We start from the raw sequence: 15,623 nt of genomic DNA on the forward strand, positions 1-15,623 counted from the left end.
AAGTAGCGCTCACCTGTCGCCGAATGCCCCCGGCGGGGAGGATCACACGGGCCCGGACGGGGGAGGTCGGGGGCTCTCAGGAGAGGACACGGACCCGGTGAGGAAGGAGTGACACATGGCGAAGAAAAACAAGAACATGAGCAAGGTCAAGGCGCCCCTCCTCCACAAACCGGTCGGCTTCGCGATCAGCTGGGCGGGCGGTGCGCTGGCCGGGCTGGCGTTCCGGAAGGCGTGGATGGTGATCCGGCACGAGGAGGAGGCGCCCGACCCGCTGGACCCGGACCGCGGCTGGGGGGAGATCCTGCTGGCGGCGGCGGTGCAGGGCGCGATCTTCGCGGTGGCCCGCAGCGTGGTGGACCGTACGCGCGCCAAGGCGGTCGCGCGCTCCACGGGCACCTGGCCGCACCCGAACGCCGCGCCCGCCAAGCGCTGAGTCACACGGCCGGCAGCGGAGCCCGAGGCAGCCGGTCGATCACAAACGCGCAGATTCGAACCAGCTACGTCAAACCCGAAGACATATGTCAAGCGAACATGCTCAAATTCCTCCTGTCGAGCTTGGTTGCCGGACGGCGCGGTGCGTCGCGGGCACGGGTGGGAGGTGGTGCCGTCGTGCGGGAGGAACCCACCCCGCCCACCCGGCATCTTCGCGTGCACGAGGACCGCGGGTACACCGTGCTGGAGTTACGGGGTGAGATCGACATCGCTTCGGCGGCGGAGATCTCGCCCCTGCTGGACCGGCTCACCGGCCGCGAACACGCCCATGTCGTACTGGATCTGCGCCCCGTGGAGTTCTTCGACTGCTCGGGGCTGCGCCTGGTGAACCGGGCCCGGCGCCGCGTCCTGGAACGCGGCGGCCGCCTCCATCTGGTCTGCGTCCACCCCCTGACCCTCCGCGTCCTCGGGGCCACGGGCCTGACCCGCATCCTGCCCCCGCACCCGACCCTGGAATCGGCCCTGCGAGCCTCGGACACCCCCTAGGCTTCCGCCGGCTGCTCGAACAGCGCGCTCACCGATTCCCCGTCGTGGATGCGCCGTACCGCCTCGGCGAGAGCGGGGGCGATGGACAGCACGCGGAGCTTTTCGGAGTGCTCGTCCTCCGGGACCGGGACGGTGTTGGTGCAGACGATCTCCAGTACGTCCGGCTGCTCGCCCAGCCGCTTCAGGGCGCCCGCGGCGAACAGACCGTGGGTGCAGGCGACCCGGATCGAGCGGGGCCCCAACTCCCGCAGCCGGTCGAGAAGTTCGAGTACCGTCAGGTCCGCGACCAGGCGGCCGCCGAGCGAGATGCGGGGCGTGTCCTTCTTGTCGGAGCGGGCGTAGGAGTAGTGCGGCATGACGACGGTGATCCGGGCCGCCGAGGCGCCGCGGGCCGCGTCGCACATCATCAGCAGCTCCACCAGATGCTCCTGTACCGGCCTCACCAGCGGCTGGAGCAGGAACACGTCCCGTTCCCGGCAGTTGGCCCGGAGCTGGACCTCCAGGCAGTCGTTGGCGAACCTGCTGACCCGTGCCGGGCTGAGGGGGACGCCCAGGTGCGCGCACACCTCCTCGGCCAGCCGGGGGTGGGCGCTGCCGCTGAAGACGGCGATGTCTCGCACGATCCGCTCCTCGCATGATCGGTACGGCTGGGCGGCCATGCTATCGGCCGTCCCCCGCCCCGCCCGGACGCCTGGCGCGGCGGGTCTCGTACGGGGATGGCGGGGGTACGTACGTCAGCGGGACGGGATGGTCAACTCGCTTGCCTGTTCGCTTACTTGGTGGGCATCCGAGGAGAGGGAAGGGAGAACCGTGGACAAGACGACTACGGCCGGCAGGACGACTTCGGTGAAACAGCGGCCCCGGCGGATGCCGGTCTGGGCCAAGGTGCTGGCCGGCATCGCCCTGGTGCTCGTGCTGCTGTTCGCCGGCATACGACTGGCCGTGCTGCCCGGCATCAAGGACCTGTTCGGCACCGAGTCCCGCGACCGCTCGGGCCCGGCGCTGCTGCAGTCCATCCAGGACATGAGCCGCTACCAGGCCGCCTCGGGCAATTTCCAGGTCGTCGTGGATCTGGAGAAGAACGCCAAGTACCTGCCCGACGCGCTGCGCGGCACCCGCACCCTGTACGTCGGCGCGGGCACCGTGGACGCCTATGTGGACCTCGGCAAGGTCGGCGAGAAGGACGTGACGGTCAACGACGACCGCACCTCCGCCGTCCTGAAGCTGCCGCACGCCCAGCTCGGCAAGCCCGCGCTGGACCCGGACCGCTCCTACGCCGTGTCCAAGCAGCGCGGCCTGCTCGACCGGCTCGGCGATCTGTTCTCGGACAACCCCAACGGCGAGCAGGCGGTGCAGAAACTGGCCGTCAAGCACATCGGGGAGGCCGCCCAGGACAGCGAGCTGACCACGCGCGCCGAGTCCAACACCACCGGCATGCTCCAGGGCCTGCTGCGCTCCCTCGGCTTCAAGGACGTACGCGTCTCGTACGGCTCCTGAAGCCTCGCCCCGACCGGCATCACCGGCCGTCCTCGGGGCACTCGCTGCTTCTCACGGGGATGTTCACGACTGGAGGACCACCGCATGGCCCGTTCCGCCCTACGCCTGCCGACCGTACTGCGCACCCCTTGGCGGCGGGAGCGCCTGGAGAAGACCGAGCCGGAGCCGGTGACGGACCCGGCGCCGGTGGTGCCGGAGCACAGGCCGCTGCCGCTGCCGATCCGGCTGCCGATCATGCTGCTGGCGTTCGTGTTCATGGTGGCGTTCGCCATCGCGCTGGCCCGGATCACACTGGAGCCGTCGCCCGCGTCGGAGGCGCTGACGCACAGCAACATGCGGCCGGGCAACTCGCTGAAGGCGTACTTCGATTACGGGACGGTGCGCGACACCCTGAAGCAGATCGGCGGCAACGTCCTGCTGGGCGTGCCGTTCGGCGTACTGGTGCCGGTGCTGGCTCCGCGGGCGCGGGGCATGCTCCAAGTCCTGTTCCTGACCGCCCTGGTGATGCTGATGGTGGAGCTGACCCAGGGCGCGCTGATCACCGGGCGCGCCTTCGACATCGACGACGTCATCCTCAACACCACCGGTGCGCTGCTGGGTTGGCTGCTGCTGGGGCGCCGGCTGGGGCGGGGGGTGCACGCGCGGCGGCGCAAGGTCGTGGCGGAGTGAGCGCCCTCCACCGGTTTGTCCGGTCGGCCGACCACTGGTCTGTACCAAGGTATTGACGGCCCCGGTCCCGATCTCTACAACAAGAGGCATCACTCCCCCCATGTGAAACGGAGAGTCATGGCATCCCCACGCCTGCTCCGCAGATGCCTCCTGGCCGCTGTCTCCGCCGCGCTGGTCGGCTCGGCGGCCGTCGCTCCCGCGAGGGCGCAGACGGCCGCCCCGGCCGCCGCGGCGGCCACGTTCTCGGACTCCTTCGACGGCGCGGCGGGTTCGGCCGTCGACGGCTCCAAGTGGACGCTGGAGACCGGAGACAACGTCAACAACCACGAGCGGCAGTACTACACCTCGGGCACCAAGAACGCGGCGCTGGACGGCCAGGGCCACCTGGTCATCACCGCGAAGCGCGAGAACCCGGCGAATTACCAGTGCTGGTACGGCAGTTGCCAGTACACCTCGGCCCGGCTGAACACCTCGGGCAAGTTCAACGCGCAGTACGGGCATGTCGAGGCCCGGATGAAGATCCCGCGCGGGCAGGGCATGTGGCCCGCGTTCTGGATGCTGGGCACGCCGGTGAACTGGCCGGACTCGGGCGAGATCGACGTGATGGAGAACGTCGGCTTCGAGCCCTCCACCGTGCACGGCACCATCCACGGCCCCGGCTACTCGGGCGCGGGCGGCATCGGCGCGGGCTACTCGCTGCCGAACGGGCAGGCGTTCGCCGACGCCTTCCACACCTACGCGGTCGACTGGGCGCCTGACTCCATCACCTGGACGGTGGACGGCAACGTCTACCAGCGGCGCACCCCGGCCGACCTGGGCGGGAAGACCTGGGTGTTCAACAAGCCGTTCTTCCTGATCCTGAACCTGGCCGTCGGCGGCTACTGGCCCGGCGACCCGGACGGCTCGACCCAGTTCCCGGCGCAGCTGGTGGTGGACTCGGTGTCGGTGACCACGAGCGGCGGCTCGACGGGCGGCAAGGCCATCCGAGGCCTGGCCGGCAAGTGCGCGGACGTGGCCGCGGCAAGCTCCGCCAACGGCACCCCCGTACAGCTCTACGACTGCAACGGCAGCGCCGCGCAGCAGTGGACCGTCGGCTCGGACGGCACGATCCGGGCGCTCGGCAAGTGCCTGGACCTGAAGGACAACGGCACGGCGGACGGTACGGTCCTGCAACTGTGGGACTGCGCGGGCGGCCCCAATCAGAAGTGGGTCGTCTCCTCGGCCAACGACATCGTCAACCCGCAGGCCAACAAGTGCCTGGACGTGACGGGCGCCAACTCGGCCAACGGCACCCGGCTCCAGCTCTGGACCTGCAACGGCACCGCCGCCCAGAAGTGGACGGTCGGCTAGCCCCTCCTGGTGCCGCCAGTGCCTCCGGGTGCCGCTAGTGCCTCTTGGTGCTGCGCACCCGCCAGGTGAATTTGTCGCCGCCGACCCAGCGGACCACGTCGGGGTCGTCCAGATCGTGGATGACGATGCCGCGGGCGGCGGCGGCCTCCAGCACACCGGTGATCGACGTGACCTCGCCGATCACCTCGCCGTCGATCTCCATGATCCGGAAGGGCGGCGAGCCGGGCTTGCCCGGACACACCCCGAGCACCCGAATCCGCGGATTGGACATGTACGGAGCTGATTGTTCGGTCATGTCTTAGAGCCTAGAACGCGAGGCGGACGGACGACTCGTCCGCACGGGCCGTCCGGGCCGCCGCCGTGCGGCGGACGCCCCCGTGGGCAACCCTGGAGGTCCGTGCGGAGCCGGGAGGTGGCCATGGAACCCGTCGCGGCGCTGGACCGGATCGCCTTCCTGCTGGAGCGCTCGCTCGCGCCCACCTACCGGGTACGGGCCTTCCGCACGGCCGCACGCGTGCTGAAGGACATGCCCGAGGACGAGATCACCCGGCGGGCGGCGGCCGGGACGCTCCAGACGCTCAAGGGGATCGGGCCGAAGACCGCGCGGGTGGTCGAGGAGGCGGTGGCCGGGGAGACGCCCGCGTATCTGCGCTCGCTGGAGGAGGACGCCGGGGGCCCGCTGACGGCGGACGGCGGCGAGGAACTGCGGGCCCTGCTGCGCGGGGACTGCCACACCCACTCGGACTGGTCGGACGGCGGCAGCGGCATCGAGGAGATGGGCTGGGCGGCGGCCGGGCTGGGCCACGAGTGGACCGCGCTCACCGACCACTCCCCCCGCCTCACCGTGGCCCGCGGCCTCTCCCCCGAGCGGCTGCGCGAGCAGCTCGGCCTGATCGAGACGCTGAACGAGCGCTGGGCGCCCTTCCGGCTGCTCACCGGCATCGAGTGCGACATCCTGGACGACGGCACGCTGGACCAGGAGCCGGAGCTGCTGGAGCGGCTGGACGTCGTGGTGGTCTCGGTGCACTCCAAGCTGAAGATGGACGCCGCCGCGATGACCCGCCGGATGGTGGCCGCCGTGTCCGATCCGCACGCCGACGTGCTCGGCCACTGCACCGGCCGGCTGATCACCGGGCGCGGGCGGCCCGAGTCCGCCTTCGACGCCGACGAAGTGTTCGCCGCGTGCGCCGGGGCGGGCACCGCCGTGGAGATCAACAGCCGTCCGGAGCGGCTGGACCCGCCGAAACGGCTGCTGCGCGAGGCGGTGGCGGCCGGGACGCTGTTCGCCATCGACACCGACGCGCACGCGCCGGGCCAGCTGGACTGGCAGATCCTGGGCTGCGCCCGCGCCGAGGAGTGCGGGGTGCCCGCCGAGCGGGTGGTGAACACCTGGACGGCGGACGAGCTGCTGGAGTGGACCCGCGAGGGGCGGATTCCGGCGTCCTGACCAGGCATTTGCGCGCGTGACCCGGATCACTCCGCCGGACGGGAACGCCACCCCGTGGTTGTCCGTTGAACGAGACGTGGACGTGGGCCCGACCTGACCTGGACCCCGTCCGCTGATGGACCGCCCCGGTCGTGATTCCCCCGTCACGGCCGGGGCATCTTCGTCTCCCGGCCCGGGTCAGCGCGGGGTGCGCTCGTCCAGCGCGGCCCGCCAGGCGGGCGGACGGTCCTCGGGGGCCGGTTCGGCGCGCCGGCCGCCCCGGCCGAAGAAGTCGGCCAGCGGCAGGATGGCCGCGCCGACGGTGACCGCGTCGGGCCCGAGCCGCCCCAGGTCGATGGTGACCTGGTCCGCCGGGTACCGCAGCGCGTAGGTGGCCGCGTGCCGGCGTACGGCGGGCAGGAAGCGGGTGCCGAGCTGGAGTCCGGCCCAGCCGCCGATGAGGATGCGCTCGGGCTGGAAGAGGTTGATCAGGTCGGAGAGGCCCGCGCCCAGGTACTCGGCCGTCTCCTCCAGCACGGCGAGCGCGACCGGGTCGGGTTCCGCGTCCCCGGCCGGGTAGGCGGCGGCGAGCATCGCGGTGAGCGCGGTCTCCTCGTCGGTGCCCTCGGGCGGGCGTCCGCCCTCCTCGCGCCAGCGGGCCAGCAGCGACTCGGCGCCCGCGTACGCCTCCAGGCAGCCCGGCGCCCCGCAGCGGCAGCGGCGCCCGCGCACCCGTACCGTCAGATGCCCCCACTCCACCGCGCGGCCGTGCTCCACCTCGGGGGTGACCAGGCAGGCGCCGACGCCGGAGCCGAAGAGCACCACCAGGGCGTTGCGGGCACCGCGCCCGGCGCCGAACCACATCTCGGCCTGGCCGAGCGTCTTGGCGCCGTTGTCGATGAAGTACGGCACGCTCTCGGGGAGCCCGGAGGTCGCGCGGAGCAGCCGCTCCAGCGGGACGGCGTCCCAGCCGATGGTCTGGCCGTGCACCACGGCGCCCCGGTCGGCGGTGTGCTCCACGATGCCGGGCACGCCCACGCCGACACCGAGCAGCCGCTCGGGTCGCGCGCCCTCGGCGGCCAGCACCTCGGCGACGCCGTCGCGGATGTGGCCGGTGATGTCGTCGACGTCGTAGCCGGGCCGGGTCAACGGGCGCTCGGCGCGGGCCAGTTCGGTCAGGGCGAGGTCGAACAGCTCGACGCGGACGCGGGTCTCGCCGACGTCCACGCCGATCATCTGGCCGCTGTGCGGGGCGACACGGAGCAGGGTGCGCGGGCGGCCGCCGTCGGAGTCGACGCTGCCGGCCTCCTCCACGAGTGCGTCCGCGATCAGGTCGGCGACGACGTTGCTCACCGAGCCGGAGCTGAGTCCGGTGGCCGGGCCCAGTTCGAAGCGGCTGAGGGGACCGTCGAAGTACAGCCTGTGCAGCACGGCCGTGCGGTTGCCCCGCCTCAGATCGCGTACCGTGCGCCCGTTCCGCCCCGCCATGTGGCCCCTTCCGACCCGTGCCCGGCCTGCAACATACCTCTCGGAACAGGCCGGACACGACTTCGCGGGCCCCCTTATTTCATGCTGTGAGATTTCTAGGGGGTGCGGGCACGGCTCAGCCGGCCGCGTACACGTCCTCCACGTAGCGGCCGGCGCCGACCAGCTCGTCCAGCCAGCGCGTCGCCGCCGCCTCGTCCGTGCCGGGGGTGCGCTCGCGGTACAGGGCGCGGAACGCCTCCCGGACGCCGGGTGCCATGCGGGCGCCGTCGCCGCAGACGTAGACGCGCGCCCCGGCGCCGAGCAGTTCCCAGACCTCGTCGGCCTCGGCGGCGATGCGGTGCTGGACGAACTGGGCGCCGTCGACGGGGGCCGCGCTGAAGGCGGGGCGCAGCGAGACGGCTCCGGCGGTCTCGGCGGCACCCAGTTCGGCCGCGTGCAGATAGTCGGCGTCGGGGGCGTCGCAGCCGAAGTAGAGCAGCGCGGGCGGGAGTTCGGCGCCCTGGGCGCGGGCGGCGGCCCGGTCCATGACCACTCCGCGGAACGGCGCGAGACCGGTGCCGGCCGCGATCAGCACGATGGGGGTGGAGGTGTCGGTGCGGAACGCCTCGCGGCAGGGCTGGACGCGGGCGTACACGGTGTCACCGGCTCGCAGACCGGCCAGGTGCCCCGAACCGGTGCCCCGGTAGCGGCCGTTGCCGGAGCGCGCGGGGGCGTCCAGCACGGAGACCATGAGGTCGGCGTGGCGCGGGTCGGCGGCCGGGGAGGAGGAGATGGAGTAGTGCCTCGGGCGCAGCGGGGTGAGCAGGTCGAGCAGGCGGGGCCAGTCGAGCGCCTCGCGCAGGGCGGGGTGGTCCTCCAGCAGTTCGAGCAGGGTGCGCGGGTCGTCACCGGTGAGGGCGGCGAGGGCGGCGCGCTCGGGCGGGCAGGGGTTGGCCGCGGCGAGCAGTTCGCGCTGGCGCGCGGTGGGCCGCTCCTGCAACTCGACATGCCGGGTGAGGAGTTCGCGCACGGTCAGCGGGCGGTCCACGGCAAGTCCGTCGCGGCGCGGGCGGGTGGCGCGGATGTCGAGTACCGCGTCGGGGTCGGCGCCGAGCGCGGCGAGGGCCCGTTCCACGGTCTCGGGGGCGTTGCCGGGCAGCACGGTGAGGTGGTCGGCGGTGCGGTAGGTGACGCCGTCGGGCAGGGCGACGCGCAGGAACCGCTTGACGCGCGGGTGTCCGGGCGCGGTGAGGTCGTACGCCTCGGTGACGGTCATCGGGACCAGTTCGTGCCGCTCGGTGAGGGCGTCGAGCGGGCCGCCGGTCAGGGCGCGGACCTCGTAGGCGGTGTCGGGCTCGTCGGCGGGGGTGGTGGCGTCGGGGTCGCCGTACTCGGTGAGCAGGGCGGTGCGCAGCGCGGTGGTGTAGTCGCGGACGGCGCCGGTGAGGTCGCCGGAGGCGTCGGCGGCGGCGCGCCCGGTCAGGCGGGTGGCGCCCAGCTCGGCGAGGCGGGCGTCGATGCGGGTCGGCATGTGCTGGTAGGTGGCGGCCCAGTTGCGGTCGCCGACGCCGAGCACGGTGTAGGTGACGCCGGTGAGGTCGTGGTCGCCCTCCAGCCAGGCGGCGAAGGCGACGGCGTCGTCGGTGGGGCGGCCGTTGTAGGAGGCGGCGGCGATGACGACGGGCCGGTCGGTGGGCAGGCCGTCGGCGTAGGCGTCCAGCGGGGCGACCTCGGTGGCGCAGCCGAGCGCGGCGGCCTCGTCGGCGAGCTGTCCGGCGAAGTCGCGGCAGGTGCCGTAGTTGCTGCCGTGCAGGAACAGGGCGGCGGTGCCGGGGCGGACGCGGGCGGGGAGACCCTGCGCGTCGGTGTCCTCGGCGGCCGTCACGGCGGCGGCGCCGGGCAGCGGGGAGTGGACGCGGTCGGCGTCGGTGCGCGGGGTCAGGGTGAGGGTGAAGCCCTCGGGCTTGAGGGTGAGGGTCTCCTTGATGTCCAGCGCGTAGTCGGCGTGGTCGTGCAGCCGGTAGCGGTGGACCAGCATGGCGAGCAGCATGGTCGCCTCGTGCAGCGCGAACTGCCGCCCGATGCAGGCGCGTTCACCGGTGCCGAAGGGCTTGAAGGCGTGCACCGGGCGGGCCGCCTCGGCCTCTGCGGTGAAGCGGTCGGGGTCGAACAGCTCGGTGTTGTCGCCCCAGACGGGCTGGCGGTGCAGCATCGGCACGAGCACGCTGACGGCCTGCCCGGCGCGCAGCGGAACGCGCCCGCCGAGCAGGGTGTCCTCGCGGGCCTCCCGGCTGAACGCGGCGGCGGTCGGCCACAGGCGGAGCGCCTCGTTGAGCACCTGGCGGGTGTAGGTGAGCTTGCCGATGTCGTCGTAGGACGGCTCGGGGTCGGCGGCGTCGCCCCACAGGGCGTCGGCCTCGCGCTGGACCAGGCGGAGCGCGGTGGGGTGCTTGGCCAGGTAGTACAGGGCGAAGGACATCGCGCCGGAGGTGGTCTCGTGGCCGGCGATGAGGAAGGTGATGACCTGGTTGCGGATGTTCGCGGTGTCCAGGGTGGTGCCGTCGGCGGGGTGCTGGGCGGTGAGCATCAGCCCGAGCAGGTCGGTGGCCTCGCTCTGGTCGGTGCCGGTGCGGGCGGCGATGACCTCGTCCACGACTCCGGCGAGGTAGTCGGCGTCCTTGCGGAAGGCGGCGTCGGTCGTGGTGTAGTCGCCGCCCGGCACGCGGGCCAGGCGGGTCATGCTCCACTCCAGGCAGCGCACCATCGACTCGACGAAGGGGTGCGGCTCGGCGCGCTCGAAGGAGCCGAAGTCGTAGTCGAACCCGGCGAGGCCGATGGTGTCGAGCGTCATCCGGGTCATGTCGTCGGGGACGTTCACCGGCTGTCCGGCGCGGGCGGAGCGGTCCCATGCCTCGATGAGCCGCCGGGCCACCTTCAGCATCACCGGGTGGTAGGCGCGCATGGAGCCGAGCGCGAAGGCGGGCATCAGGATGTCGTGGGCCTTGGCCCAGTTCGGCTCGTCGTTGTACGCGGTGAACAGGCCGTCGGCGGCGAAGGCGCGCACGTTCTCCAGCGCGGGGCCGATGTGCTTGGCGAAGCGGTCCTCGTCGGCGAGGTCGGCGATCAGGTCGGCGTCGGCGACGAACAGCGCGTCGCGCCCGTGCAGGCGGCGCACCAGCACCGGCCCGTGGGTCCGCATCAGTTCCATGACCTGCTGGATGGGGGTGCGGGTCGGCCCGGTGGCGGTGATGTCGACGACCGGCACGCCGGTGAGTGCGGGGGGCTCGGGGTGCGGTGCGGTGGGGGGCATGGCGCGGCAACTGCCTTTCGCGGGGCGGGACTAGTGTTTCGCGGGGGGCGGGACTGGCGTTTTCCAGCGTGCTCCAGCGGCGGGGCGCGCCCATGCCGGGCCACTACACGAACGTGCAGTGGAAAGTCGGCGCCAGTACTTGCGCACCGGCTCTGAAGTACGTCCTAAGTTGCCGCTGACCTGGGTTTTCGTCTTGGATGGTGGGGACGGTTCGGCACCTGGGAGGCTGGCGTGGAATGGGGGCTGGCGGATGCCGTGGTGTGGCGCAACCGGGCCCTGACGCTCTTCGACCGGGTGGCGGTGCCGGTCGCGGTCTGCGATGTGTACGGCAAGGTGGTGCTGGCCAACCCGGCGATGGCCGCCGAGTGCGGTACGACACCGGGGCAGCTGCGCGGTCGTGACGTACTGGAGCTGTTCCGGCCGCAGGAGGCCGGCCAGGTGGAGCGGATCGCGGAGGCCCTGCGGCTGCGGCACCGCTCCCGCTACCAGGTGTCGGTGAGCTGGAGCACGCCCGGCGGGGCGGAGCGGTACGGGGAGCTGACCGCCGACCCGGTGAGCGACCGCGTGGACGCGACTCCGGCACTGCTGGTGATGCTCCGGGTGCTCGGGGAGACCGAGCCGGAACCCGCCCCCGAGCCGGTGCCCGTCACCCCGGTGGAGGGCGCGGTGCTGGCGCTGCTGGCCGGGGGTGCCACGACCGGCCGGGCCGCCCGTGAGCTGGGCCTGAGCCGGGACGGTGTCACCTATCACCTGCGCCGTCTGTCCGCCCGCTGGCATGCGGCCAACCGGACGGAACTGGTCGCCCGCGCCTACGCCTTGGGCGTGCTCGCGCCGGGCGTGTGGCCGCCACGGGTCCGGGGAGCCGAGGCGGAGTAGGGGTCGCGGGCGGGCGGTGGACGGGCAGCAGGCGGGCGGCGGGCGGAAAACCCCTTGGCCCGGCGCGCCCGCTCTCTGTAACCTCGTAAAACCTAGACCCCCTAGGCTCGTGGCTACAACAGAAGGACTCCCCCGATGCGCCCCCTCACCGAGCAGGACATCCGCGCCTCCTTCGTCAACTGCTCCAAGGGTGACGCCAAGCGGCTGGCGGTCCCCCGCGACCTGGGCGAACGCCCCTGGGACGACCTCGACTTCCTGGGCTGGCGCGATCCGGGCGCACCCGACCGCGGCTATCTGGTGCTCGAACGCGGCGAGAGCCTCGTGGGCATCGCGCTGCGCTCCCCGACGGTCCGTCGCGGGTTCCAGCACCGCAGCATGTGCTCGGTGTGCCTGACGACCCATCGTGGCGGCGGTGTCTCCCTCATGACCGCCCGCAAGGTGGGCCCGGCGGGCCGTGATGGCAACTCCGTCGGCGTGTACATGTGCGCCGACCTGGCGTGTTCCCTGTATCTCCGGGGGAAGAAGGTGCCGGAGTCGGGGAGCAGGTTCGAGGAGAGCCTCACGACGGAGGAGCAGATCGCCCGCGCGGGCGGCAACCTGACGGCCTTCGTCGATCAGCTGTACGCCTGAGGGGAAGCCCTTTCGCGTACACGGTGCTCGAACGGCCCCGTTCGGCGCGGTGACGGAAAGGGAAGACGCCAAAGGATGCCAGACGTACGGAAGTGGATGGACGCGCCGCAGCGACGCAAGTGGGCCGACGCGCTGCGGCGCCTGGTCGCGCGCCGCCGGGAGCCGGTGGTCGTCCAGACACTGCGGTCGGCCGCGGCGGCCACGGTCGCCTATGTGATCGCGCTGCGGCTCAGCCCGGAACCGGCGCCGCTGACCGCGCCCCTGACCGCCCTGCTGGTCGTCCAGGTCACCTTCTTCGCCACGCTCACCAACGGCATCCGCCGGGTGAACGCGGTGGTGACGGGTGTCCTGGTCGCCATCGTCTTCAGCCTCCTGGTCGGCCTGACCTGGTGGAGCCTGGCGCTGCTGCTGGTGGCCGCGCTGAGCGTGGGTCATCTGGTGCGCGTGCACGAGTACGTGAACGAGGTGGCGATCAGCGCGATGCTCGTGCTCGGCGTCACCACGGTCGGCTACACCGCCTGGGCGCGGATCGTGGAGACCCTGATCGGCGCCATCATCGGCATGGCCTGCAATCTGCTGCTGCCGCCCCCGGTGTGGGTGGACGCGGCCGGCCGCTCCATCGAGTGGCTGGCCCGCCGGGTGCGTCAGCTGATGCTCCGTATGGGTGAGGAAGCGGCGGGCACCATCCCCTGGCAGCGGGCGGCCGAGCGGCTGCACGAGGCGCGCCGGCTGGACCACGACATCATCCAGGTGGACGCGGCCCTGCGGCAGGCCGAGGAGAGCCTGCGGCTCAACCCGCGCGTCAAGGAGGGCCTGCTGCACCGGGTGGTGCTGCGCACCGGCCTGGACACGCTGGAGATCTGCACGGTCGTCCTGCGGGTCCTGGCCCGCTCCTTCACGGACCTGGCGAAGTCACGGGGCGCCAAGGAGCTGTTCCCGCCGCCGATCGGGGCGACCGTCGAGCAGGTGCTGTCCGAGATCGCGGACGCGGTGGTGAGCTTCGCGGTGCTGGTGACCACCGACCTGAGCGCGAACGCCGAGTCGGCCGAGTCCCGGCTGACCGCCGAGCTGCACATGGCCGCCGCCACCCGCGACCGGCTCGCGGAACAGCTCCAGGCGCATGTCGAGGAGGACTTCGAGGACTGGCAGTTGCTCGGCGCGGTCCTCACCGAGGTCAGCCGGATCATCGACGAGCTGGACACCGAGCACCGCAGCCACCGCCTGCTGGAGGAGCTGGACCGGGTGTCCCGCCAGCAGCGCGCGAAGATGCCCCGCATCAACCGGCTGCGCCAGCGCCTGGGCGTCCAGGAGGACCTGTGGCGGAACCGTACGGGGGTCGGCGGGCGTTCTGGCTGAGGGGACACCGGAGGGGACTGGCGGGCGCCCGCCCCGCCTTGCCCTCACCGCCCGCCCCGTCTTGCCTGCCGGTCCGTCTTGCCTTCGGCGGCCGGTCCGCGACAGGGTGGCCGGGACCACGGTGACGGGTGAGCACGGTAGGGGCGGCATGGACAGCGAAGCGCGGGCGGAACGGGACGGCTGGAGCAGGCGGCGCTTCGTCGGCGCCATGGCGGGCACGGCCGCCGTCGTGACGGTGCCCGCACCCGCGGCGCCGCCCCCCGAGAGCGCACCGGCGCCGCGGCCCCACCGGGCCGAACCGGGGACCCGCCCGCTCTACCTGGGCACCTACACCTCCGTGGAGGGCGGCGGAAAGGGCGTGTCCGTGGCCCGGTACGACCCGGTGTCGGGCGCGATCACCGACGCGGAGCCGCTGGCCGAGATCCCCGACCCGTCGTATCTCACCGTCCACCCGGACGGACACACGCTGTACGCGGTCGACGAGCGCGAGGACGGCGCGGTCACCGCCGTACGGCCGGCGGACCGGAAGGTGCTGGGCAGCCGGAGCACGGGCGGTTCGGGGCCCTGTCATCTCTCTGTGCATCCGAGCGGCCGCTGGCTGCTGAGCGCGAACTACGGCTCGGGCAGTGTCGCCGTGCACCCCGTCGACGCCTCGGGCGCCCTCGGCGAGCGCACCGCGCTGGTCACGCACACCGACCCGGCGCCGGGACCGGGCCAACAGGGCCCGCACGCGCACCAGTTCATCACCAGCCGGGACGGCGGCCATGTGCTCGCCGTCGACCTGGGCACCGACACCGTCTACACCTACCGGCTGGACGAGCGGCGGGGCACGCTGACCGAGGTGTCCCAGGCGCACACCAGGCCGGGCGCGGGCCCGCGCCATCTGACGTTCCATCCGAACGGGCGGTACGCGTATCTGGCCAACGAGGTGGACGACACGGTGGCCGTCTGCACCTACGACGCCGCGACCGGCCGGCTGACGGTGGGCGAGCCGCAGTCCTCGGGCTCGACCGGGGACGCCACCAACTACCCGGCGCAGTTCGTGGTGACGCCGGACGGCGGCTTCGCGTTCCTCGCCAACCGGGGGCACAACACTGTCGCCCGGTACGCCGTCGAGGAGGACGGCGCCCGGCTGCGGCTGCTGGGCACGGTGCCGGTGGGCGGGGACTTCCCCCGCCAGCTCGCGCTCACGCCGGACGGCCGCCTGCTGTTCACGGCGAACCAGCGCTCCGGCACGGTGAGCGTGTTCCACGTCGACACCGGTACCGGAGCGCTCAGCCCGGCGGGTGAGCCGTACGCGTCACCCGTCGCCGTCTGCGCGGTGCCGCTGTAGGGCGCGCGGGCAGGCGGCGGCGCTGGCCTGGGTGAGCAGCGCGTGCATGCGCTCGGTGAGCTGCGAGACGTCATCGGCGGGCGTGTGGAACGCCAGCCGTACGTCGCCGTGCGCCCGGGTGCGCTCGATGCGCAGGGTGAGCCCGTGCCGGTCCACCGCGAGCGGTGCCACGCGGGTCACGGCGTGCAGGCTCTCCGGCCGGACCAGCCGGGTGAGCCGCTCCACGGCGTCCGGGTGGGAGTCGGCGAGGTGGGTCAGCAGCTGCGCCTCGGCGGTGGCCAGCGGGTCGGGCCGGGCGGCCGCGAACTCCTCGAGACCGATCAGGACGGCCCCCGAGGGCTGGCGCAGCACCACCCGGGTGGGCTGGAACAGCAGCCGCGCGCCGCGCTGGGTGAACCAGCCGGCGAGCCACAGCCGGGCCCGGATGCGCTGGCGCACCGGCACCGGGGACACGTCGGCGAACTCCAGCACGGCGGTGGGCTCGCCGCGCGGGGCGCACAGCGCGGCGGCGAACAGGGCGCTGTCCTCCGGCACGTCGAGCAGCACTCCGCCCTCCCCGGTCACGGTGTGCGCGCCGACGTACTCCTCGCGGGCGCCGTCCGCGGTCACCGCGCACGACCACGCGGCCGCAAGGACCGACCGCGCCCGCTCCGCCGCTCCGGGTCCTGCCGCCCAGTCCTGCGTGTCACCCATCCCGAGCCCTCCTTAGGTAAGCCTTGCCTAACTTATCG

The 15,623-nt window shown here is 72.8% G+C and carries 15 protein-coding genes; 10 read left to right on the plus strand and 5 right to left on the minus strand.

Translation table 11 applies throughout. From position 1 onward, the window contains the following. The first annotated feature begins 115 nt into the window (after nucleotides 1-115). Together ACIGA3_RS11670 and ACIGA3_RS11675 are read left to right on the plus strand one after the other, a co-directional pair. Nucleotides 116-433, plus strand: coding sequence for a DUF4235 domain-containing protein (locus tag ACIGA3_RS11670; RefSeq protein WP_399713331.1), 318 nt, complete (start codon nucleotides 116-118; stop codon nucleotides 431-433). Between the two features lie 176 nt (nucleotides 434-609). Next, on the plus strand, nucleotides 610-978 hold the full coding sequence (locus tag ACIGA3_RS11675; RefSeq protein WP_399713333.1) for an anti-sigma factor antagonist: 369 nt from the start codon (nucleotides 610-612) through the stop codon (nucleotides 976-978). On the opposite strand, the gene ACIGA3_RS11680 is transcribed toward ACIGA3_RS11675, so the two are convergent. Beyond that, nucleotides 975-1,598: a ribose-phosphate diphosphokinase gene (locus tag ACIGA3_RS11680; RefSeq protein ID WP_399713336.1), complete on the minus strand. Its 624-nt coding sequence runs from the start codon at nucleotides 1,596-1,598 to the stop codon at nucleotides 975-977. The genes ACIGA3_RS11675 and ACIGA3_RS11680 overlap by 4 nt on opposite strands. Before the next feature lie 247 nt (nucleotides 1,599-1,845). On the opposite strand from ACIGA3_RS11680, the gene ACIGA3_RS11685 reads away from it, so the two are divergent. From ACIGA3_RS11685 to ACIGA3_RS11695, 3 genes are all read left to right on the plus strand, one after another. After that, the gene (locus ACIGA3_RS11685) at nucleotides 1,846-2,475 is read left to right on the plus strand and encodes a DUF4230 domain-containing protein (RefSeq protein ID WP_399714007.1); all 630 of its coding nucleotides are present in this window, start codon (nucleotides 1,846-1,848) and stop codon (nucleotides 2,473-2,475) included. An 84-nt stretch (nucleotides 2,476-2,559) separates the two neighbouring features. Continuing rightward, nucleotides 2,560-3,144: a VanZ family protein gene (locus ACIGA3_RS11690; protein WP_399713339.1), complete on the plus strand. Its 585-nt coding sequence runs from the start codon at nucleotides 2,560-2,562 to the stop codon at nucleotides 3,142-3,144. A gap of 117 nt (nucleotides 3,145-3,261) precedes the next feature. Beyond that, the gene (locus ACIGA3_RS11695) at nucleotides 3,262-4,494 is read left to right on the plus strand and encodes an RICIN domain-containing protein (protein ID WP_399713342.1); all 1,233 of its coding nucleotides are present in this window, start codon (nucleotides 3,262-3,264) and stop codon (nucleotides 4,492-4,494) included. A 34-nt stretch (nucleotides 4,495-4,528) separates the two neighbouring features. Here ACIGA3_RS11695 and ACIGA3_RS11700 read toward each other — a convergent pair whose 3' ends face one another. After that, nucleotides 4,529-4,789: a hypothetical protein gene (locus ACIGA3_RS11700; protein WP_399713345.1), complete on the minus strand. Its 261-nt coding sequence runs from the start codon at nucleotides 4,787-4,789 to the stop codon at nucleotides 4,529-4,531. Between the two features lie 123 nt (nucleotides 4,790-4,912). Here ACIGA3_RS11700 and ACIGA3_RS11705 point away from each other — a divergent pair, with 123 nt between their 5' ends. After that, nucleotides 4,913-5,941 (plus strand): PHP domain-containing protein, encoded by a 1,029-nt coding sequence (locus ACIGA3_RS11705; protein ID WP_399713348.1) that lies wholly within the window; start codon nucleotides 4,913-4,915, stop codon nucleotides 5,939-5,941. A gap of 177 nt (nucleotides 5,942-6,118) precedes the next feature. Here the strand turns inward: ACIGA3_RS11705 and ACIGA3_RS11710 are convergent, their stop codons facing one another. Then, nucleotides 6,119-7,408, minus strand: a complete 1,290-nt coding sequence (locus ACIGA3_RS11710) for an ROK family protein (protein WP_399713351.1) — start codon at nucleotides 7,406-7,408, stop codon at nucleotides 6,119-6,121. A 115-nt stretch (nucleotides 7,409-7,523) separates the two neighbouring features. After that, nucleotides 7,524-10,697: a cytochrome P450 gene (locus tag ACIGA3_RS11715; RefSeq protein WP_399713353.1), complete on the minus strand. Its 3,174-nt coding sequence runs from the start codon at nucleotides 10,695-10,697 to the stop codon at nucleotides 7,524-7,526. 231 nt (nucleotides 10,698-10,928) lie between these two features. Between ACIGA3_RS11715 and ACIGA3_RS11720 the strand changes: the two genes are divergently transcribed. From ACIGA3_RS11720 to ACIGA3_RS11735, 4 genes are all read left to right on the plus strand, one after another. After that, nucleotides 10,929-11,573: a PAS domain S-box protein gene (locus ACIGA3_RS11720; RefSeq protein WP_399713356.1), complete on the plus strand. Its 645-nt coding sequence runs from the start codon at nucleotides 10,929-10,931 to the stop codon at nucleotides 11,571-11,573. Nucleotides 11,574-11,708: 135 nt separating this feature from the next. Beyond that, on the plus strand, nucleotides 11,709-12,203 hold the full coding sequence (locus ACIGA3_RS11725; RefSeq protein WP_399713358.1) for an FBP domain-containing protein: 495 nt from the start codon (nucleotides 11,709-11,711) through the stop codon (nucleotides 12,201-12,203). A 96-nt stretch (nucleotides 12,204-12,299) separates the two neighbouring features. After that, a complete protein-coding gene (locus ACIGA3_RS11730; RefSeq protein WP_399714010.1) occupies nucleotides 12,300-13,559 on the plus strand; it encodes an aromatic acid exporter family protein in 1,260 nt (419 codons plus the stop codon). 148 nt (nucleotides 13,560-13,707) lie between these two features. Next, complete coding sequence (locus tag ACIGA3_RS11735; RefSeq protein WP_399713361.1) at nucleotides 13,708-14,892, plus strand: lactonase family protein; 1,185 nt, start codon at nucleotides 13,708-13,710, stop codon at nucleotides 14,890-14,892. Here the strand turns inward: ACIGA3_RS11735 and ACIGA3_RS11740 are convergent. After that, nucleotides 14,860-15,585, minus strand: a complete 726-nt coding sequence (locus ACIGA3_RS11740) for a DUF2470 domain-containing protein (RefSeq protein ID WP_399713363.1) — start codon at nucleotides 15,583-15,585, stop codon at nucleotides 14,860-14,862. The genes ACIGA3_RS11735 and ACIGA3_RS11740 overlap by 33 nt on opposite strands. Nucleotides 15,586-15,623: the final 38 nt, after the last annotated feature.

It is taken from the genome of Streptomyces sp. NPDC085596, from assembly GCF_044541565.1.
Classification (GTDB): Bacteria; Actinomycetota; Actinomycetes; order Streptomycetales; family Streptomycetaceae; genus Streptomyces.